Raw genomic sequence first — 20,261 nt, 5'->3', positions numbered from 1 at the left:
TCCTGGCCGTCAAATTGCTGTTTCTCACCAATTGACGGGGAGGTCTGGAGCCGGCGACGTTGACGGTGGAACCCGAAAAGTGGTGAGGGTCTGGGCCATTACATCGCGCCAGGTCGGGGCGATAAGTCCCGAGAACACCCTAGCCGGGATGCCAGCGGTCACCACGACCGCGTACTGGGGGTCGTCGGCTGGGGCGACACCCGCATAGGAGATTACGACGCTGTTGTCGGAGTATCCGCCGTCGACGGCCACCTCGGCTGTTCCACTCTTGACCGCGGTGCGGTAGCCGGGGATCTGCAGTTTCGGGGCCGACCCGCTCTTGTTGGCGACCTGCTCCATCATGGCGACGGTGGTATCTGCTGCCGATGACGAGAGCACCTGCCTGCCCTCCGTAGAAGCGACGTCCGTCATGGTGCCGTCGGCAAGCTCGCATCCCGCCACGAGCGTGACCGGCATTCTGACACCCTGGTTTCCGATGGTCTGGAAGACGCTCGCCATCTGCACCGACGTTGCGCTCATGCCCTGGCCATATTGCACCGCGTAGTTGGTTCGGCCGAACCACTGGTCAGCGTCAGAGAGCTGGCCGGCGGACTCACCGTTGAAATCCACCTCGGTGTACTGCCCGAGTCCGAACGCGGCCATGTAGTCGTGGCGTTTCTGGGCCGGCAGTCTGTCGGTGAACTGGGCGACCGCGACGTTGGATGATTCGACCAACGCCCCGGCAAGAGTGAGGTTTTGAGTCTCGTGGTAGAAAGCGTCGTGGATGGAGCTGCCGTCAGCCTGGAGGAGCTCATATGGCACGACAACGCCGTCCCCCGGGCGTGCCGCCCCCGAGTCAACGAGCGATGCGGCTGTCAGCGCCTTCATCGTGGATCCCGGCTCATAGGGCGTGCTGAAGGCCCGCGAGCCCAAAGCGTCTCGTGACGCGTCGTCAACATTATTCGGGTCAAGGGTTGGCCAGTCCGCCACGGACATGAGGTGACCGTCCGCCACCCGGATCACCACCGCGGTCGCCCAGGTCGCACCCAGTTCAAGCGCGGTCTGCTCCATGCGCTGCTGCACATAGAACTGGAGGTCGCGATCTATCGTCAGTCGAAGCGTGCCGCCGTCTTTGCTCTGCTTGGTGACGACTTCGCTGCCGGGAAGCGCGGTTCCGTCTTCACCCTTTTCGTAGGTGATGGTTCCGTTGTCACTGGCCAGGCACTCGTCCTCGGTCAGTTCGAGCCCCGCCTGGGGACCATCCGTGCCGATGAAGCCCACCAGGTTTCCGGCAATCTCGCCATTCGGGTAGCTTCGAGCCGACTTTCGTTCCGGATAGATCCACGAAATGTCGAGGGCGTCGATCTGCTCGAAGACGTCAAGGGTGACGCCCTTGACCAGATACATGAAGTCAGAGGTGGGGTCTTCCGTAATCGAGGCGTATAACGCGGCTGGATCCTGCTTGGTAATCGCAGCGAGCTCAGCGAGCTGCGCAGGGACAGAAGTCGCAGCATCACTCGGAAGCAGGGCGACTCTCGGCGATGCGGTGATGTCGTAGCGAAGCACGCTATCGGCAAGGACAGCACCGTTGGCGTCAACTATGTCGCCTCGCACGCCGTAGGTGGTGATATCCCGTCCGCGCTTGTCCAGCGACGCCGCATTGAGTTCCTCGGCGCGTACCACCTGGATGTCGACGAGCCGAACTACGAACACACCGACGATGACGAAGACCACAAGCACAGCGAGCGAAATCCTGGCGCGGCTGCTACGTGTTCTCATATCGTGCGCGTCCTCGGGTCTATCTGATCGGGATCAACGGGTCACTGGCGCAGGAAGAGCGTTCGTGGTGGCAGGTGCTGTATCAGTCTGCGATGCGACGGGCGACCCAACGGCAGGTGCCGCGGCGTTTCCTGTTGTCGTCCCGGCCGGGTCGACGAGGGGCATACCAACCAGAAGCGAGTTTGCGATGAGATTGCATCCGCCACCACATCCCATCGGGTCGGCTGTGCCGGGCGATGCGTACACCACTCCTGAATCCAGGTTCAGCGTGAGAGGCGACGGGTTGGGCACCATGCCGAGGTGGGCGGCCTGGGTGGCGAGATTTTGGGTCGACCCGTAAAGGTTCAGATTCTCGCTGAGGGCGTCCTGGGTGCGCAGCAGTTCCTTTTGCTGCTGCTGGAGAGCCTCGATCTGGAAAGCGCCTTCGGACACCACGATGCTCATCATGAGTTGGGCCGCGAAGATTGCGAACAGGCTCGTGATCGTGACAACCGCGTACGCGAGTTTCGGGCGGGCCCGACGCTGCTCACGCGTGGTGACAATCTCGATGTGTGGATGAGTCGTCGGTGACGGCGCCGGCGCGACAAGTGGGCGGGCGTATGCAGCGGTGCCGCTCATGCGATCTCCCGTAGTTTCTCGACGGCACGGAGCCGTACCGGGGTGGCGCGCGGATTTCGCAGTTTTTCTTCTTCGCTCGCGAGCTCAGCGCCGCGCACAAGAAGTTTGAGTTCGGGACGGTGCTCGGGAAGTTCGACGGGGAGTCCCCGCGGCGCTGTGGACGCCGATCGTGCCTGCAGCACACGCTTGACAATGCGGTCTTCGAGCGACTGGTATGACAGCACGACCATTCGTCCGCCAACCTCCAGGGAATCGACGGCGGCCGGAATCGCTCGCTCCAACACTGAGAGTTCCTGGTTCACCTCGATACGAAGCGCCTGGAATACCCGCTTGGCCGGATGTCCGGCTCTCTGGGCTGCGGCGGGAGTCGCCGCGATCACCAACTCAACGAGCTCGGCGGAGGTTTCGAGGGGCTTATCGACGCGCCGCTGGACGATCCGGCTCGCAAATCTGGGAGCGAGCTTCTCGTCGCCGTACTGGTAAAAAATTCGGCGCAACTCTTCTTCGCTGTAGGTCGCGAGGATGTGCGCTGCGGTCCGCTCGCTCGACGCGTCCATCCGCATGTCGAGCGGGGCGTCTTTGGAGTAAGAAAAACCACGCTCGGCCCGATCCAGCTGCAGTGACGAGACGCCGAGGTCGAACAGAATCCCGGACACCCTGGACATGCCGAGGCTCGCGAGTGCGGCGGTGATTTCGTCGTACACCGCGTGCACGAGATGCACCCGGCCGGCGAAAGGCTCGAGTCGGCGACGCGCGATGGTGAGGGCATCCTGATCCCTGTCGATGCCGACAAGAGTGATGCCAGGAAAGCGTTGGAGGAACGACTCGGCGTGGCCAGCCATGCCGAGGGTGGCGTCGACGAGCACTGCTCCGTCGCGCTCCAAGGCCGGCGCGAGGAGCTCAATGGTGCGTTCGAGCATCACCGGGGTGTGAATCGTGTTGTCTGTCATGACATTCGGGGAGATTCACCATCACCTCGTCGTTAATGCTGATCCCCATCCGGTGCGACCTGGCATCGGGGAAGAAAGCCAGGGCGTACGGCTGGGAGTCAGCGTCAACGAGAGTGTGGTTGTGAATCAGAAGAGACCCGGGATCACCTCCTCCGTTGTATTGGCGAAGTCGGATTCGGCGCTTTCGTAGTAGGCGTTCCACGCGTCGGTGTTCCAGATCTCGGCGCGATCCCCCGCACCGATCACGGTGAGCTCGCGGCCCAGACCCGCGTACTCGCGCAGGTTCGCCGGAATCGTCACGCGATTCTGGCTGTCGGGAATTTCCTGGTTGGCGCCGGAGAGAAAGAGTCGGAGGAAGTCGCGGCTCTGCTTGCTCGTAAGCGACGCCTGGCGAACCTTCAGCTGGATGTTCTCGAACTCGCGCTGGCTGAACACATAGAGGCAGCGTTCCTGTCCGCGGGTGACAACCATTCCCGACGAGAGCTCGTCGCGGAACTTGGCGGGAAGAACGACCCGCCCTTTGTCGTCCAGCTTGGGGGCATAGGTGCCTAGAAACACGGCAGCCTCCCCTCATTCTCCGGCCCGGATTCAGGTTTCCTCCACTTTACTCCACTTTCCCCCACCAAATCTATGAAATCGTCAGCTAATCGCAAAATTCGCTACAAAATACCCGGAGTTAGTGGGATGTCCGAGGTGGAGGGAATTTCGGCAGGCTGAGTCTCAGCGACCATTTCTGCGCGAATCTGGGCACAAAAAAAGGGCCAGCCCGAAGGCTGACCCGATAAAGCGCTTGAATTACTCGCGACCGTCCTGGCGCTTGTCCCAACGATCGTTGAGGTTGGACATGAAGCTCGACGATCCGCCGCTGGACTTCGTCGGCGTCGGGCGCGCTGATGGCGCCGGGGCTGATCCCTTGCGGGGCGGCGCGAATATCAGGAGCACGCCAGCGAACATCACGGCGAAGCCGAGGATGCCGATCAGTGGCTGATTTACGATGACCCCGGCGACCAGGGTGGCAATGCCGGCGACGCCGACCAGCACGCCGATAACGAGGATTCGGTAGTTGGTCCTGCCGCGATTGGGGTTGACGGTAGCAACGAAGTCTGCGTCGTTCTGATAGAGACTTCGCTCCATCTCCTCCAGGAGTCGCTGCTCCTGCTCGGAAAGTGGCATCCTGTTCCCCTCATGTCTCGGGATAGACGCGCGGAATGCTGTCAACGCGTAGAACTCAATAGTACGCCCGCTGCGGTGGCTAGGCTATACGGGTGGCTGAGAGTACGCGGTTAGTTGACCTTGTTCAACTGAAAATTGACGAGTTTGTATCCGACCGAACGGTTGAACTGGCGGCAATCGCTCCCGAACTGGGGCAGTTCACCGACGTTACGCTCTCATTTCTGTCGGGCGGCAAGCGATTCCGCGCGCTGTTCTGCTACTGGGGCTGGCAGTCGGTGACCCACACGATCGACGAATTCGATCCGCTGGCCCCCTCGCCCGCCGGCGGCGTTCTGCCCGGAATTGTATTTGCTGCCTCCGCACTGGAGGTTTTTCACGCGGCGGCCCTCGTGCACGACGACATCATGGACAACTCCGACACCCGTCGTGGCGCACCGGCGGCCCACAAGAGATTCGAGTCAATCCACCGCGATGGTGGGTGGAGCGGGGATGCCGCGGCCTTCGGCCGCTCAGCGGGGCTGCTGCTCGGTGACCTGCTGCTCGGCTGGAGCGACGAACTCTTCGACAAAGGAACGTCAATGCTTGCTGATCGCGCTGCCGGATACGCCGGTCGCGCGGAGTTCGCACGCATGCGAACCGAAGTCACAGCCGGCCAGTACCTCGACATCCTCGAGGAGAACGCCTGGGCTGCCTACCCCGAGGCCGAGGCACTCCCCCGCGCACACCGAGTCATCGTCTACAAATCGGCGAAATACAGCGTCGAAGCCCCGCTCGCCATCGGTGCGGCGCTGGGCGGAGCGTCGCCCGACCAAATGGCGGCACTGCGCGCTTTCGGTCTGCCTCTCGGCGTCGCCTATCAATTGCGGGATGACATGCTCGGCGTTTTCGGCGATCCCGCCGTCACGGGCAAACCCGCCGGGGATGACCTGAAAGAAGGTAAGCGCACTGTTCTCATTGCGCTGGCCCGCACCAAGCTGCCGGTTCACCTGCGCAACGTCATTGATGAGCTGCTCGGCGACCCCGATCTCGATGTGCAGCAGGTCGCGATGATTCGCACCGCGCTCACCGACTGTGGCGCTGTAGACCACGTCGAACGGATCATCGAGCACAACGTCGCGCTTGCCAGGGCTGCTATTCGCGATGCCCCGCTCGCTGCGTCCGCCCGGGCACAATTGCTCGAACTTGCCGAAACCGTGACGCGCCGGGCCGCGTAAGCTCCCAATCCGGTTGACGCCGGCTTCGACCTAAAAGCCGAGAGCCTGTGCGACCCGACGCACCTCGGCTTTGCGACCAGCGGTCAGGGCGGCAATGGGACTCACACCCAGGCTGTCGTCTTTGTTGAGGAGCCAGCGCAGCGCCTCCTCGTCGCTAAAACCGCTGTCTCCCAGCACGATCAGCGTTCCCTTCAGCTCGCTGAGGGGCTCCCCATCAACGATGAACGCAGCGGGAACTTTCCAGGCGCCGTCGATTCGACTGGCAAGCAGAGCGCGATCCTCGATCAGCCGCCGGACCTGGCTCACTTTGAGACCGAGCATCTCGGTCAGGTCGGGAATGGTCAGCCACTGCACATCGGGTGTTTCGGTCACCCTCCAAGCCTGCCACGGGCGTCAGCGAATTTTCGGAGACACACCTCTAAACGCAATGTTTCCGGCAGGTAAATTCGTTTCACATTAGTCACATTGGTTGACAGCAGTTATCACCTGTGCCACCGTGGTACGCGATGCCACCGTCAGCGGTGGTCGGCATGCTCGCGGGGGCGAGGGGTGGAGGCAACACATGACAGGCATTCCGGAGACCACGGACAGCGTGGCCAGAAGCGTGTTCGGTGGACTCACACCCTCGACCCACGGCCGAGCCAGATCCCCATGGCGTCCTGCCCCCAAGCGAAGCAAGGCCGCTCAGACAGCGTTCACGACCGGCTCGGTGCTTCTGGTCGGTTCGATGGCGGCCCTGGCGCTCAATCTGACCGGGCCCGTAGCGCCCGCTGAGGCTCGGCCGGTCCTCAAGCCGCGCGGATCCGCGATGGAGTTGGGCAAGACCATCCGTGAAGCGGTGGCGTCAGCGAACGCCGCCATCAAGACAACAGCGGCATCGTTGGCCCGAACGACCTCCGCGACCGGATCGACCTCGTACACCGTCACTGCAGGCGACACCGTCAGCAGCATTGCCGGTCAATTCGGTTTGTCCACCGCGTCAGTACTCGCCCTCAACGGACTGGGCTGGTCTTCACTCATCTTTCCCGGCCAGGTGCTCACTCTGGGCAGTCCCGCGGCGCCAGCCCCCAGCGTCGAACCTGCGGTCGAGGTCGCCCCGACGGTCAAGTACACGATCGTCGCCGGCGACACCATCAGCTCGATTGCCGAGCGTTTCGGAGTCTCGACGGCGACAGTATTGAGCGCGAACGGTCTCGGATCGTCGAGCCTGATCTTCCCCAACCAGAGCCTGACGATTCCCACCACCCTCATTCCCCCAGCAGCGATCGAACCCGACCTCGCGGTCGACCTGGCCTCGCACACCTCGCCGCTTTCCTCCGGAGGTTCATACACGATCGTTTCCGGCGACACCATCGGCGCGATCGCGTCCAAGCTGGGAGTGAGCGAGGCCGCGCTTCTCGAGGCGAACGGTCTGCAGGCATCCAGTTTGATCTTCTCCGGTGACACACTCGCACTCCCAGGCTCGCCGACGGCGCCCGCATCGATTTCGACAGCGTCGGTCGGCTCGAGCGTGACCATCATGAACGAAGAGATGCGCTCGAACGCCGCCGTGATCGTTCAGGTCGGCCACGACCTCGGAGTGCCGAGCGAAGGCATCATCATTGCTTTGGCCACGGCCATGCAGGAGTCGACGCTGCGCAACCTCACCTGGGGCGATCGGGATTCTGTTGGGCTCTTCCAGCAGCGCCCCAGCGCCGGATGGGGCTCGGTGACCCAGCTGACGACGCCGTCGTACGCCGCCAAACTTTTCTACGGCGGCGCCTCGAACCCGAACGCTGGTCACACCAAAGGTTTGCTGGATATTTCGGGCTGGGAGTCAATGCCACTCACCGTCGCGGCCCAGGCGGTTCAGATCTCTGCATACCCCGAGGCGTACGCCAAGTGGGAAGCGTCCGCGCGATCCTGGTTTTCAGAACTCGGCTGATTCCGAACTCGATTCACCGTCCGATCTGGCGGCGAGCCGTGTCAACACCGCCGGCGTCCAGCCTCGAACTTTAGAATCACTGGGTGACCGTCAACAGCACCGACCCCATGATTGGTCGCCTTCTCGACGGTAGATACCAGATCCGATCCCGCATTGCGCGCGGCGGAATGGCGACGGTATACCTCGCAACAGACCTGCGACTTGAGCGCCGCGTCGCCATCAAGGTCATGCATGGACATCTTGCCGACGACAGCAAGTTCAAAGAACGCTTCATCCAGGAGGCGCGATCGGCAGCGCGACTCGCTCACCCGAACGTTGTCAACGTCTTCGATCAGGGCCAGGACAGCGACATGGCCTACCTCGTGATGGAGTACCTGCCGGGCATCACCCTTCGCGACCTGCTCACCGAGCACAAGCTGCTCACCACCGAGCAGACCCTCGACATTCTTGAAGCCGTTCTCGCGGGCCTCGCCGCCGCCCATAAGGCCGGAATCGTCCATCGTGATCTGAAGCCCGAAAACGTGCTGCTGGCCGACGACGGACGAATCAAGATCGGCGACTTCGGCCTTGCACGTGCGGCATCGGCCAACACGGCGACCGGTGCAGCGCTCCTCGGCACGATCGCCTACCTCTCCCCCGAACTTGTCACGAGGGGCGTTGCAGACGCACGAAGCGACATCTACGCCATCGGCATCATGATGTTCGAAATGCTCACAGGCGAGCAGCCCTTCAAGGGCGAGCAGCCGATGCAGATTGCTTACCAGCACGCCAATGATTCGGTGCCGTCCCCCAGTCGCAAGAACGCGAAGGTGCCTGCCGAGCTGGACGATCTGGTGCTCTGGTCTACCTCCCGAGAGCCGGATGATCGCCCGCGCGACGCGCGCGCCATGCTCGACCGGCTGTATGAAGTGCACAGCGACCTGATGACGGCGCTCCCCACAACGGCGGCGACCTCGGTGCAACGCACCATGGTGATGCCGACCGCAGTATCGGCGGATGCCACGGCCGAAACCCAGATCATCGGCCAGCGTGGACGCCTTCCGATGGCCCCCACCTCCGTTCACTCACAGGCAGCCCTCACCCGCGGTGTCGCGACGGACTCGACGACCGAATTGGCGCTCAGAACCAAGAGGCGCCGGAGTCGAGCGCCACTCATCGTCATTGTGATCCTGTTGCTTGTCGCTGGGGCTGGCGCCGCTGGGTGGTACTTCGGCTTCGGTCCAGGCTCGAGCGTGACCATTCCCTCCGATCTGTCTGGCCTGTCTCCTGAGGAAGCGGCCGACAGGCTCACTGCCGTTGGCCTGACGGTGAATCCGGAGAATGGCGCGATCAGCGACCCGGTCGTGCCCGTCGGCGCCGTTGCCGCCACCGATCCTGCCGGCGGCACGCTCGTCACCAAGGGTGAGGTCGTTCAGCTGCTCGTCTCAACTGGCCCGCAGTTGCTGGACGTTCCCGCATTCGCGGGCATGACCGAAGACGACGCGAAGGCCGCAATCGCGGCTGCTCCCTTCACTCTCGACGACAACGTAATCCGCCAGTTCGATGACGCGGTCAGCGCCGGGACAGTGATCGATGCTCTCGCCGGTGATGGGTCGAGCCTCACCGGCGTGGCACAGTATGGCGAGCGCCAGCCGGTGACGCTGATCGTGTCATCCGGATCAATTCCCGACGTCTCAGGACTGACGGTCGGCGATGCAACGGCCGTGCTCGAGGAAGCGGGCCTCGCTGTGGGCGAGGTTCGCGAAGAGGAGAACAGCGACACGATTCGTCAGGGCTCTGTTATCCGGGCGGTTCCCGTCGCCGGCGCAGAGATCGTGAGACAGGGCGACGCCGTCGACCTCGTGACCTCCATGGGTGTCGAACTGATTGAGGTGCCTGATGTCGTGGGAGACACGTGGGCGACCGCGAAGGATGTGCTGATCGACGCAGGCTTCGACCTCCAGTACAACGGGGTCGCCGATCTGCTCCCTGACTCCTTCAAGGTGTCAGGCCTCAACCCCGGGGGTGGCACGTTCGCCCCGAAGGGCAGCACCCTCAGGGTCAGCTTCAGCGCCTAGAAGGCGGTCAGTTCCTCGGCCACGAGGAACGCCAGCTCGAGCGACTGCATGTGGTTCAGTCGCGGGTCGCACAGCGACTCGTAGCGGGTCGCCAGGGTCGCCTCGTCGATCTGCTCGGAGCCGCCAAGGCACTCTGTGACGTCGTCACCGGTGAGCTCGATGTGGATTCCACCTGGGTAGGTTCCCGCAGCACTGTGTGCTTCGAAGAATCCCTTGACCTCGTCGACGACATCGTCGAAGCGACGGGTCTTGTAGCCGTTGGGGGTGGTGAGTCCGTTACCGTGCATCGGGTCGGAAACCCACAGCGGCGTGGCATCCATGCCCTTGATCGCTTCGAGAAGCGGGGGCAGCGCGTCGCGAACCTTGCCGGCACCCATCCGGGTGATGAAGGTCAGTCGACCGGGCTCGCGGTTCGGGTCAAGCTTGTCGATCAGCCGCTCCATGTCATCAGCACTCGTCGACGGCCCGAGCTTAACACCGATGGGGTTGCGAACGCGAGAGAAGTAGTCGACGTGGGCACCATCGAGATCGCGGGTTCGCTCTCCGATCCAGAGGAAGTGGGCACTGGTGTTGTACGGCGTTCCCGTGCGTGAGTCGATGCGGGTCATGGGGCGCTCGTAGTCCATGAGCAGACCCTCGTGGCTGGAGTAGAACTCGACGCGCTTCAACTCGTCGAAGTCGGCGCCGGCAGCCTCCATGAACTTGATCGCCCTGTCGATCTCGCCAGCGACCTTCTCGTACGCATGGTTTGCCGGGTTCTGAGCGAAGCCCTTGTTCCATGAGTGCACCTGGCGCAGGTCGGCGAAGCCACCCTGCGTGAATGCGCGAACAAGATTGAGCGTGGATGCTGCGGTGTGGTAGCCCTCGACGAGGCGCGCAGGGTCAGCCTCCCGCGATTCCGGGGTGAAGTCGAAGCCGTTGACGATATCGCCGCGGTACGCGGGCAGGGTGACGTCGCCCCTGGTTTCGGTTTCGCTTGAGCGCGGCTTCGCGAACTGGCCAGCCATACGGCCCATCTTGATGATGGGCTTGGAAGCACCGTAGGTGAGCACGACTGCCATCTGGAGGATCGTCTTGACCCTGTCCCTGATGTTCTGGGCCGTGGCCCCGGCGAACGTCTCTGCGCAGTCGCCACCCTGCAGCAGGAACGCGTCACCCTGTGCTGCCCGTGCCAGGCGCTCACGCAGCACGTCGACCTCGCCGGCGAACACCAGGGGCGGCAGGCTCGCGATCTTGGCCGATGCGGCGCCGACAGCGTCGGGATTGGGCCAGCTGGGCTGCTGCTTGATGGGGAGCGTCCGCCAGTAATCCATACCCGCGATCACGTCGGGATCGGCGAGTACTACGGGTTCGGACGGGTCAACCACGAGATGTTTCCTTAGCTGTGACGAATACTGGCGAATCAGGATCGGACTGGGGCGCAAAGCCCCGCAAAGCCTATCGGCTTCGAGAAGCCTTCTTCTCCTTGACGGAACTTGCGTACACGTCCACATATTCCTGGCCGCTGATTCGGCTGAGTTCGTACATGATCTCGTCAGTGATGGAGCGCAGGATGAACCTGTCGCTCTCCATGCCCTCAAAGCGGGAGAAATCGAGTGGCTCGCCGAAGATGACGCCGACGCGGCGGACTTTGGGAAGCTTGCTTCCGATCGGCATGACCTTCTCGGTGTCGACCATGGCGACGGGAACGACGGGAACGTGTCCCTCGAGAATCATGCGGGCCACACCCGTGCGGCCGCGATACATCTTGCCGTCGGGGCTGCGGGTGCCTTCCGGGTAGATCCCGAGCACATTCCCTTTCGCGATGACGGCAAGCCCGGTGTTCAGCGACGCCTCTGAGGCCTTGCCGCCAGATCGATCGATGGGCAGCATCCCGGTGCCGAGCAGGAAATGCTTCGTCGCCCAATTCTTGAAGCCCTTGCCCGTGAAGTAGTCACTCTTTGCGAGGAAGTAGATTCGGCGGTCGATGAGCAGCGGCAGGAACACGGAGTCGATGAACGACAGGTGGTTGCTGGCCAGGATGACGCCGCCGGTCTTGGGGATGTTCTCGAGCCCGACGATCCAGGGGCGGAAAACCGTCTTAATCAGCGGTCCAGCCACCAGGTTCTTCATGAACCAGTAGAACATCGCACCAACCTCCGACCGGGAAATCTCTACTCTAATGCCGCCACGCTGGGCCTCAGGCTCGATTGATCAGGCGAGCACACTCAATCGCGCAAGATCCGCGGCGCCGACCACTCCGGCGTTATTCACGAGCTCGGCGATCACGAACTGCGGCTCGGGGTGATATCCACGGGCCGGCAGGTTCTCTCGATAGGAATCACGGATCGGATCGAGCAGCAGGTCACCGGCGACCGAGACTCCCCCGCCGAACACGAACATTTCGGGGTCGAGCACCGCGCTCAGCGAAGCACACGCCTGCCCGAGCCAATGTCCGAGCTGCTCGAGTGCACGAAGCGCTCCCGGGTCTCCCTCGGAGATGAACGCACCGAGGATGCTGCCGTCAAGCTCGCCCTCAAGACGTCTGGCCTCCGCCAGCGGCAGGCCAATTCCGCCGACATCCGCTATCTCATTCGCCATTCTGAGCAGGGCACGACCCGAACCATATTGCTCAATGCATCCTCGGGCCCCACAGCCACAGGGCAGTCCGTCGGGAACGATGCGCATGTGGCCGATTTCGGCCCCGGTGCCGAAGCCTCCGCGGAACAGGCCGCCGCGCGTGACAATGGCACCACCGACGCCCGTGCCGATGGTCAGCATGGTCATGTCGCTGACGGTCCGCCCGGCGCCGAACCTGTATTCGGCCCACCCTGCGGCGTTCGCGTCGTTGTCGATTGTCACAGGGAGGGCGAGTCTCTGCGTGAGACGATCCCGCAGCGGCTCGTTTCGCCAGTTGATATTGGGCGTGTAATAGACGGTCGACTGCTCTACGTCGATAAATCCGGGCGCCGCGACACCCACCGCGGCGATCTGATGGCGACTGGCGAGGCTCTGCACCATCTCGACCACAGCGTCGACGATTGCTTCTGAGTCGCCAGCATTGGTGGCAACTCTCTCCTCATCAACGATGAGGCCGTCCTCGGTCACGACGGCGCCAGCGATCTTGGTTCCACCGATGTCAATTCCTATGGCTTGCACGATGGATGAGTTTACCCACGAGAGCGACGCGGCCGCCCAAAAGCTCTCCGTCGCGGCTCCAAATGCCCGCGAATGTCCCGAATCGCCCCGTAGACTGGGCGCCAAAGCCCCGACCGGTGCCAAAGGAGTTGCCGTGCAACAGTTCGACGTCCCCGCCCTAGTAGAAGCTGACCCTTCAGCCAACACAACCGATCTGCTCATCGAGAGAGTCAAAGCGACCCCCGATCGTGCCTTGTTTTCGATCCCCACCGACGATGGTGGCTGGTCCGATGTCACAGCTGCCGAATTTCTCGCGCAGGTGAAAGCCCTCTCGAAGGGGTTCGTCGCCGCAGGAGTCGAGCCTGGAGACAGGATCGGAATCATGTGCAAGACCAGCTATGAGTGGAGCCTGATTGACTTCGCCGTCTGGTTCGCCGGTGCAGTGCTCGTGCCGATCTACGACACCTCCGCACCCAGCCAGATCCTGTGGAACCTGACCGATTCAGGCGCAAAGGGCATGATCACCGAAACGGCTGATCACTTCGCCCGTTTTGACGAGATCCGTGACGAAGTTCCCGCGGTGTCCCACACCTGGAAGATCGACGTCGGTGACCTCGACAAACTGGCCGCATCGGGCGTCGGCGTTCCTGACGAAGAAATCGAACGCCGCCGCAATCTCGCCACCGGCGCCGATCTGGCCACCCTCATCTACACGTCGGGAACCACGGGCAAGCCCAAGGGCTGCGTCCTGACCCATGCCAACTTCGTTGAGACCTGCCGCAATGCGGCCAAGGCGATCCCTGAGGTCGTGAACCCGGAGTCGAGCACCCTGCTCTTTATCACCATGGCTCACATCTTTGCCCGCTTCATCGCGGTGCTGTCGGTGCACGGTGGCGTGAAGGTCGGTCATCAGGCAGACACGAAGCAGCTTCTGCCCTCCATGGGCTCGTTCAAGCCGACCTTCCTGCTCGCCGTACCCCGCGTCTTCGAGAAGGTGTACAACTCGTCAGAACAGAAGGCTGAGGCCGGCGGCAAGGGCAAGATCTTCCGCAAGGCCGCCCAGGTGGCCATCGCTCACTCCAAGGCTGTCGACGCTGGCAATGTTCCCTTGGGGCTCAAGATCCAGTTCGCGGTGTTTGACCGGCTCGTGCTGAGCAAGATTCGTGCGGCTCTCGGTGGTCGCGTGAAATATGCCGTCTCAGGTTCCGCTCCCCTGGGCCTACGACTCGGGCACTTCTACCGCAGCCTCGGCCTCACGATCCTCGAGGGCTACGGCCTCACCGAGACCACGGCGCCCATCTCGGTCAACCTCGCGTCCAACTTCAAGATCGGCAAGGTCGGCCCGCCGCTCCCCGGAGTTTCGGTGCGCATCGCTGAAGACGGTGAAATCCAGGCGAAGGGTGTCGACATCTTCGCCGGCTACTGGAACAACGAGGCCGCCACTGCCGAGTCTTTCGACGGCGAGTGGTTCCGCACGGGTGACATCGGAGTGATCGACGACGACGGCTACCTCGAAATCACCGGGCGCAAAAAAGAGATCATTGCGACCGCGGGTGGCAAGAAGGTCGCTCCGGCGGTTCTCGAAGATCCCATCAGGGCCAATCCGATCATCGGCCAGGTCATCGTGGTCGGCGATCAGAAGCCGTTCATCGCCGCTCTCATCACCCTCGACGACGAGATGCTGCCGGTGTGGCTGAACAACAACGGGCTCGATGCGTCAATGTCCCTCGCCGAGGCGGTCACCAACCCAAAGGTGATGGCAGAGGTGCAGTCAGCAGTCGATGCCGCGAACTCACAGGTCTCGCGAGCGGAATCCATCCGCAAGTTCACACTCCTCGATGCGGAACTGACCGAAGCAAGTGGTCATTTGACGCCGAAGATGAGCATCAAGCGCAACGTGATCCTGAAGGATTTCGCTGACTCGATCGAGAGCATGTACTCCGCGGCCGGCGCGCCCGAGACAGAAGGCATCTCGCTGAGCCAGTAGCGCCAGAAGAAATTAGTACCAGGGGGCCATGCGGATCAACCGCATGGCCTCTTTCTTTGCCGCGGGCTCGAGTCCCTCAATGAACAGATGGCCGTCGAGGTGATCGGTCTCATGTTGGAGCGCCTGTGCCATGAGGCCGTCGCCGCTGAGTTCGACCGGGTTACCGTCAAGATCCACCCCGGTTACCCTCGCGAACGGGTGGCGCAGGCGAGGGAAGTAAAACCCGGGCACCGAGAGACAGCCCTCGTCGACGAGCTCAGCCTCGCCGGAAACTTCGACGAGGGTGGGGTTGATGATGTAGCCGATCACGCCGTCGATGTTGTAGCTGAACGCCCTGAGGCTGACACCGATCTGATTGGCTGCGACACCCGCTCGGCCGGGCAGCGTCACGGTCTCGATCAGGTCATCGACCAACGCGGTCGCCCTGGGGTCTCCGACCCTTACGGGGTCACAGGCAGAGCGCAAAACTGGATCGCCGAAAACGCGAATCTGTCGTTCCGTCATTGATTCAGGATGCCCGTTGCTCGTCGAGGCCATCGACAACGATGGCGGCCAGCTCCCGCGCAGCGTTGCGCGTGTTCGACTTCAGCGAGAGGTACCTGATCACCGAGCCCGTGGCGAGTGTCGGGTCATACGGGATGCGGGCGATGGCCCTGACGCGCGACTGGAAGTGCGCCTCGATCTCTTCGAGTTTCACGAGGTTGGTGCCCTGTGTGGCGGTGTTGAGGGCCACGACGGCGTTCTTGACCAGTTCGGGATACCCGTTGGACTCCAGCCAGGTCAGTGTCTCAGACGCAAGCCTCGCCTCGTCGACGCTGCCGCCCGAAACGATGATGATGGAATCTGCCCGCTGGAGGGTCGCGCTCATTGCGGAGTGCAGCATCCCTGTTCCGCAGTCGGTGATCGCCACCGAGTAGAAGCGCTCGGCGATGTCAGCGACGACGTTGTAGTCATCTTCGTCGAAGGCCTCGGAGACCGTCGGGTCCGCGTCGGAGGCGAGCACGTCCATTCTTGTTTCGTCCCGCGAGATCAGCGTTTGGAACTCGCTGAAGGTGGTGACGGAACGGGCACGGGTGATGACATCCCGAACTGTAGCTCGCGTGTTTCTGGTGATGCGCTCCGCGAGCGTGCCGCGGTCGGGGTTGGCGTCGATGGCGATGACGCGGTCGTCGCGAACGTCGGCCATGGCCATCCCCAGCAGCGCAGAAATGGTGGTCTTACCCACACCACCCTTGCGGGTCAGGACGGCCACGAACCTCGTGCCGCCTTCGAAATTCTTGCTGATCCGGGCGTCGATGGATTTGCGGTGGCGCACAGCGTACGAGTCTCCAACGTTCACCCCATGGAACGTCGCCGTATACAGAAGATGCTGCCAGAAACCCTCAGGGGCCGACTTTTTTCGGCCCTTTCCCTGGACGATCAGGCGCTCGGCGGTGAGCATGGTGGCAGGCTCAGGTCGAGCTGAGATTTCTCCACGCTGGCGACCGCGGCGGGTGTAGACATCATCAGGCGCCGGGAGGGCAGGGATGACGACTTCTTCAACCGCACCCTCGGGCATCGTGGCAACCTCATCGGCCACCATGGTCACGGTTGTTGTGGCGGGGCCCGAAACATCCATATAGTCCGGATTGATGGCGACTTCGGAGATTGAGACCGCCGCCTCGTCGTCTGGAGTGACATGCACCTGCACGGGCAGCGACATCGTGAACGTCACGCTTTCGGTCGTCGGCTCAACCCGGGCGAGCTCGGTCACAGCCTCGGACTCGGACTCGGACTCGGACTCGTCAATCTCGTCGGACTCGTCAGATTCGTCGTCTTCGAGCTCGGCGTCGTCCTGAACCTCTGCCGTCGTCACGTCATCGTCGTCGAAGGAATCGATCGACTCCGCCGACGCGGCGTCCTCGTTGGTGGTGCGGCTGTTAACCAAGGTCGATCCCTTTCGGTGCAAACACCCAACTTTACCGGGTCAGAATTCGATATTATCCTCACCTCTGCGCTTGCTGAGAGTAGACCTATCGGTCTCGCTTACTCGATGACGACCAGCAGATCGCCCGCATCGACCTGTTGGGTCTTAGGCACTGCCAGCCTCACAACCTTGCCTGCAACGTTCGCGGTGATCGCGGCCTCCATCTTCATGGCCTCGATGGATGCGACGCTCTGGCCGACCTCGACGGTGTCACCTTCGGCGACCTGCAGCGTGACCACCCCGGAGAACGGTGCGGCAACATGACCAGGCTTGGTGGCATCCGCTCTCTCCGCCGACGTGATGTCGACGGTGATGCTGGCATCGCGGACGAAGACCGGGCGCAGTTGCCCGTTGAGGGTAGCCATCACGGTGCGCATGCCCTTGTTGTCGGCCTCGCCGATGGCCTCGAGACCGATGAACAGGCTGACGCCCTTTTCGATCTCCATCACATGCTCGACGCCCTGGTGCAGCCCGTAGAGGTAGTCGACGGTGTCGAGCACCGAGAGGTCGCCATAGGTTTCGCGACTCTGCTCGAATATCTTCGCCGGCCCGGCGAACAGAAGCCTGTTGAGCGCAGCGCGGCGGCTCAGGGAGTCGCCATCAAGTGCCTGCTGGTCCTCAGCCGTGATCGGTTCGATGCCGATCTTCACGGTGCGCCCCTTGAGCACCTTCGAGCGGAAGGGCTCTGGCCATCCACCCGGAAGCTCTCCGAGTTCGCCAGCCATAAATCCGATCACCGAATCCGGGATGTCGTACTTGTCGGGGTTCTGCTCGAAATCATCCGGATCGGCATCGGCAGCCGCGAGAGCCAGGGCGAGGTCGCCCACCACCTTCGACGACGGCGTCACCTTGGGCGGACGCCCCAACATGCGGTTCGCCGCCGCGTACAGGTCTTCGATCTTCTCGAAGTGGTCCGCGAGCCCGAGGGCGATGGCCTGTTGGCGCAGGTTTGAGAGCTGTCCGCCGGGAATTTCGTGCTTGTAGACGCGGCCCGTTGGCCCCGGCAGTCCAGACTCGAACGGCTTGTACACGTGGCGAACTGCCTCCCAGTACGGCTCGAGATCCGAGACGGCCTGCAGCGAGATCCCCGTGTCGCGATCGGTATGGGCGAGAGCCGCGACGAGAGCTGACGCCGACGGCTGGCTGGTCGTGCCAGCCATGGGCGCGCTGGCGACATCCACAGCATCCGCACCGGCACGCGACGCCGCAAGAAGTGTGGCGAGCTGCCCACCCGCGGTGTCGTGGGTGTGGACGTGCACCGGAAGATCGAAACGGTCGCGCAGTGCGCTGACGAGCTGGAACGCGGCATCCGCCCGCAACAGGCCTGCCATGTCCTTGACCGCCAGGATGTGCGCACCGGCCTCGACCATCTGCTCGGCGAGACGCAGGTAGTAGTCGAGCGTGTAAAGGTCCTCAGCAGGATCGAGCATGTCGCCGGTGTAGCACATGGCAACTTCTGCGACGCTAGAACCCGTCTGCAGCACAGCGTCGATCGCCGGTCGCATCTGGTTGACATCGTTCAGCGCGTCAAAGATGCGGAAGATGTCGACGCCGCTGGCCGCCGCTTCGTTCACGAACGCGTCGGTGACCTCGGTCGGATACGGCGTGTAACCGACGGTGTTCCGGCCGCGCAGCAGCATCTGGATGGCGATGTTCGGAAGGGCCTCCCGCATGGTGGACAGCCGCTCCCACGGGTCTTCACCAAGGAACCGAAGAGCCACATCGTAGGTCGCGCCTCCCCATGCCTCGACCGACAGCAATTCGGGGGTGAGGCGGGAAACGTGCGGGAGCACAGCAGCGAGGTCGCGCGTGCGCACCCGCGTCGCAAGAAGCGACTGGTGGGCGTCGCGGAAGGTCGTCTCCGTTACCGCAAGCGGCACCTGCGCGCGAAGGGCACTCGCGAAGCCCTCTGGTCCGAGTTCAAGAAGTCGCTGGCGCGAGCCTGCGGGCGCCGGGGCCTCAAGATCAACGACAGGCAGCTTCAGCTTCGGGTCGATGAGCCCTTCGCCGCTTCCGTTCGGCTGGTTGACTGTGACCTCGGCAAGCCAGTTCAGGATGCGAGTACCGCGGTCTTTCGACTGGCGGCCCGTCACGAGCCACGGGCGCTCCTCGATGAACGAGGTGCTCAGGTCTCCCGCGATGAAATCCGGATCGTCAAGAACGGCCTGCAGGAACGGGATGTTCGTGGTGACGCCGCGAAGTCGGAATTCTGCGAGACCACGGCGAGCTCGCGTGACCGCTGCGGTGAAGTCGCGACCGCGGCAGGTCATTTTCACGAGCATCGAGTCGAAGTGCGGTGAGATCTGGGCGCCAGCCGCGACGGTTCCGCCGTCGAGACGGATGCCTGCCCCACCGGGTGAGCGGTACGTGGTGATCTTGCCGGTGTCTGGCCGGAAGCCATCCGCCGGGTCTTCCGTGGTGATGCGGCACTGCAGCGCGGCGCCGCGAAGTTTCACGTCCTTCTGCTCAAGCCCAAGGGCGGCAAGAGTCTCGCCGAAGGCGATGCGCATCTGCGACTGGACGAGGTCAACGTCGGTGACCTCCTCGGTCACGGTGTGCTCCACCTGGATGCGAGGGTTCATCTCGATGAAGAAATGCTGACCGGCGCGCTCCCCCGCCGTGTCGAGAAGGAACTCGACGGTACCGGCGTTGGCGTAGTTGATGGACTTTGCGAACGCGATCGCGTCACGGTACATCGCCTGGCGTGTGGTCTCGTCGAGGTTCGGCGCAGGCGCGATCTCGATCACCTTCTGGTGACGACGCTGCACTGAGCAGTCGCGTTCGAACAGGTGCACGGTGTTGCCCTGCGAGTCCGCAAGAATTTGCACCTCGATGTGGCGCGGTCGAACCACGGCCTGCTCGAGGAACATGGTCGGGTCACCGAACGCGCTGTCGGCCTCACGCATGGCTTCCTCGAGGGCTCCGCGGAGCGCATCCTTCGATTCGACTCGGCGCATTCCACGACCACCACCGCCGGCGACAGCCTTGGCGAAGATCGGGAAGCCGATCTCGTCAGCACCGGCCAGCAGTTCGTCGATGTCCTTCGAGGCCGGCGTCGACTTCAGCACTGGCACACCCGCGGCGATGGCGTGCTCTTTCGCTGTGACCTTGTTGCCTGCCATCTCGAGTACGGTCGTCGGCGGCCCGATGAACGTAATTCCGGCCTCGGATGCAGCCTGCGCCAGGTCGGGGTTTTCTGACAGGAAGCCGTAGCCCGGGTAGATTGCGTCGGCACCGCACTCTTTCGCGACCCGGATGATCTCACTCACATCGAGATAGGCCCGGACGGGATGGCCTTTCTCGCCGATCTGGTAGGCCTCGTCGGCCTTGAGACGGTGCATCGAGTTGCGATCTTCCCAGGGGAAGACTGCAACGGTCCTGGCCCCCAGCTCGAAAGCAGCGCGCATAGCGCGGATCGCAATTTCGCCGCGATTCGCTACAAGAATCTTCGTGAACATCCGGTCCTTTCCTGACGCTGCCCAGCATATGGGAGCACG

Annotated in this window: 16 protein-coding genes; 4 read left to right on the top strand and 12 right to left on the bottom strand. The window is 63.0% G+C overall.

Annotated elements, in window-relative coordinates; translation table 11 throughout:
* Positions 1-24 precede the first annotated feature (24 nt).
* From QMG83_RS07095 to QMG83_RS07075, 5 genes are all read right to left on the bottom strand, one after another.
* Entirely contained in the window at positions 25-1,758 is a 1,734-nt protein-coding gene (locus tag QMG83_RS07095; RefSeq protein ID WP_283504683.1) for a peptidoglycan D,D-transpeptidase FtsI family protein, read from the bottom strand.
* A gap of 33 nt (positions 1,759-1,791) precedes the next feature.
* Positions 1,792-2,376: a cell division protein FtsL gene (gene ftsL / locus QMG83_RS07090; RefSeq protein WP_283504682.1), complete on the bottom strand. Its 585-nt coding sequence runs from the start codon at positions 2,374-2,376 to the stop codon at positions 1,792-1,794.
* A complete protein-coding gene (gene rsmH, locus QMG83_RS07085; RefSeq protein ID WP_283504681.1) occupies positions 2,373-3,326 on the bottom strand; it encodes a 16S rRNA (cytosine(1402)-N(4))-methyltransferase RsmH in 954 nt (317 codons plus the stop codon). Before rsmH ends, ftsL begins: the two co-directional genes overlap by 4 nt.
* Positions 3,327-3,452: 126 nt before the next feature.
* Entirely contained in the window at positions 3,453-3,884 is a 432-nt protein-coding gene (mraZ, locus tag QMG83_RS07080) for a division/cell wall cluster transcriptional repressor MraZ (RefSeq protein ID WP_283504680.1), read from the bottom strand.
* Between the two features lie 237 nt (positions 3,885-4,121).
* Entirely contained in the window at positions 4,122-4,499 is a 378-nt protein-coding gene (locus QMG83_RS07075) for an SCO2097 family morphological protein (protein WP_283504679.1), read from the bottom strand.
* Positions 4,500-4,591: 92 nt separating this feature from the next.
* Between QMG83_RS07075 and QMG83_RS07070 the strand changes: the two genes are divergently transcribed.
* Positions 4,592-5,713, top strand: coding sequence for a polyprenyl synthetase family protein (locus tag QMG83_RS07070; RefSeq protein ID WP_283504678.1), 1,122 nt, complete (start codon positions 4,592-4,594; stop codon positions 5,711-5,713).
* Positions 5,714-5,743: 30 nt separating this feature from the next.
* On the opposite strand, the gene QMG83_RS07065 is transcribed toward QMG83_RS07070, so the two are convergent.
* Positions 5,744-6,085 (bottom strand): Rv2175c family DNA-binding protein, encoded by a 342-nt coding sequence (locus tag QMG83_RS07065; RefSeq protein WP_283504677.1) that lies wholly within the window; start codon positions 6,083-6,085, stop codon positions 5,744-5,746.
* A 190-nt stretch (positions 6,086-6,275) separates the two neighbouring features.
* Here QMG83_RS07065 and QMG83_RS07060 point away from each other — a divergent pair, with 190 nt between their 5' ends.
* Together QMG83_RS07060 and pknB are read left to right on the top strand one after the other, a co-directional pair.
* Complete coding sequence (locus QMG83_RS07060) at positions 6,276-7,637, top strand: lytic transglycosylase (RefSeq protein ID WP_283504676.1); 1,362 nt, start codon at positions 6,276-6,278, stop codon at positions 7,635-7,637.
* A gap of 83 nt (positions 7,638-7,720) precedes the next feature.
* Positions 7,721-9,694: a Stk1 family PASTA domain-containing Ser/Thr kinase gene (gene pknB / locus QMG83_RS07055; protein WP_283504675.1), complete on the top strand. Its 1,974-nt coding sequence runs from the start codon at positions 7,721-7,723 to the stop codon at positions 9,692-9,694.
* On the opposite strand, the gene QMG83_RS07050 is transcribed toward pknB, so the two are convergent.
* The 3 genes from QMG83_RS07050 to QMG83_RS07040 all read right to left on the bottom strand — a co-directional run bounded on the left by QMG83_RS07050 (position 9,691) and on the right by QMG83_RS07040 (position 12,832).
* Positions 9,691-11,007 (bottom strand): class II 3-deoxy-7-phosphoheptulonate synthase, encoded by a 1,317-nt coding sequence (locus tag QMG83_RS07050; RefSeq protein ID WP_283505523.1) that lies wholly within the window; start codon positions 11,005-11,007, stop codon positions 9,691-9,693. The two genes, pknB and QMG83_RS07050, sit on opposite strands and share 4 nt — an antisense overlap.
* Positions 11,008-11,131: 124 nt before the next feature.
* Positions 11,132-11,821 carry a lysophospholipid acyltransferase family protein gene (locus tag QMG83_RS07045; protein WP_283504674.1) on the bottom strand — a complete coding sequence of 230 codons (690 nt, stop codon included), beginning with the start codon at positions 11,819-11,821 and terminating at the stop codon, positions 11,132-11,134.
* 66 nt (positions 11,822-11,887) lie between these two features.
* Entirely contained in the window at positions 11,888-12,832 is a 945-nt protein-coding gene (locus tag QMG83_RS07040) for an ROK family glucokinase (protein WP_283504673.1), read from the bottom strand.
* A 133-nt stretch (positions 12,833-12,965) separates the two neighbouring features.
* Here QMG83_RS07040 and QMG83_RS07035 point away from each other — a divergent pair, with 133 nt between their 5' ends.
* Entirely contained in the window at positions 12,966-14,798 is a 1,833-nt protein-coding gene (locus QMG83_RS07035; protein ID WP_283504672.1) for an AMP-dependent synthetase/ligase, read from the top strand.
* Between the two features lie 12 nt (positions 14,799-14,810).
* Here the strand turns inward: QMG83_RS07035 and QMG83_RS07030 are convergent, their stop codons facing one another.
* The 3 genes from QMG83_RS07030 to QMG83_RS07020 form a co-directional block, all read right to left on the bottom strand.
* On the bottom strand, positions 14,811-15,302 hold the full coding sequence (locus tag QMG83_RS07030; RefSeq protein WP_283504671.1) for a peptide deformylase: 492 nt from the start codon (positions 15,300-15,302) through the stop codon (positions 14,811-14,813).
* A 4-nt stretch (positions 15,303-15,306) separates the two neighbouring features.
* Positions 15,307-16,725 (bottom strand): MinD/ParA family ATP-binding protein, encoded by a 1,419-nt coding sequence (locus QMG83_RS07025; protein WP_283504670.1) that lies wholly within the window; start codon positions 16,723-16,725, stop codon positions 15,307-15,309.
* Positions 16,726-16,823: 98 nt separating this feature from the next.
* Entirely contained in the window at positions 16,824-20,222 is a 3,399-nt protein-coding gene (locus tag QMG83_RS07020; protein ID WP_283504669.1) for a pyruvate carboxylase, read from the bottom strand.
* Positions 20,223-20,261: the final 39 nt, after the last annotated feature.

This window comes from Salinibacterium sp. G-O1, assembly GCF_030063305.1.
Classification (GTDB): Bacteria; Actinomycetota; Actinomycetes; order Actinomycetales; family Microbacteriaceae; genus Rhodoglobus.
The sequence above is the reverse complement of the archived record's forward strand: the minus strand, read 5'-3'. Positions and strand labels throughout refer to the sequence as shown.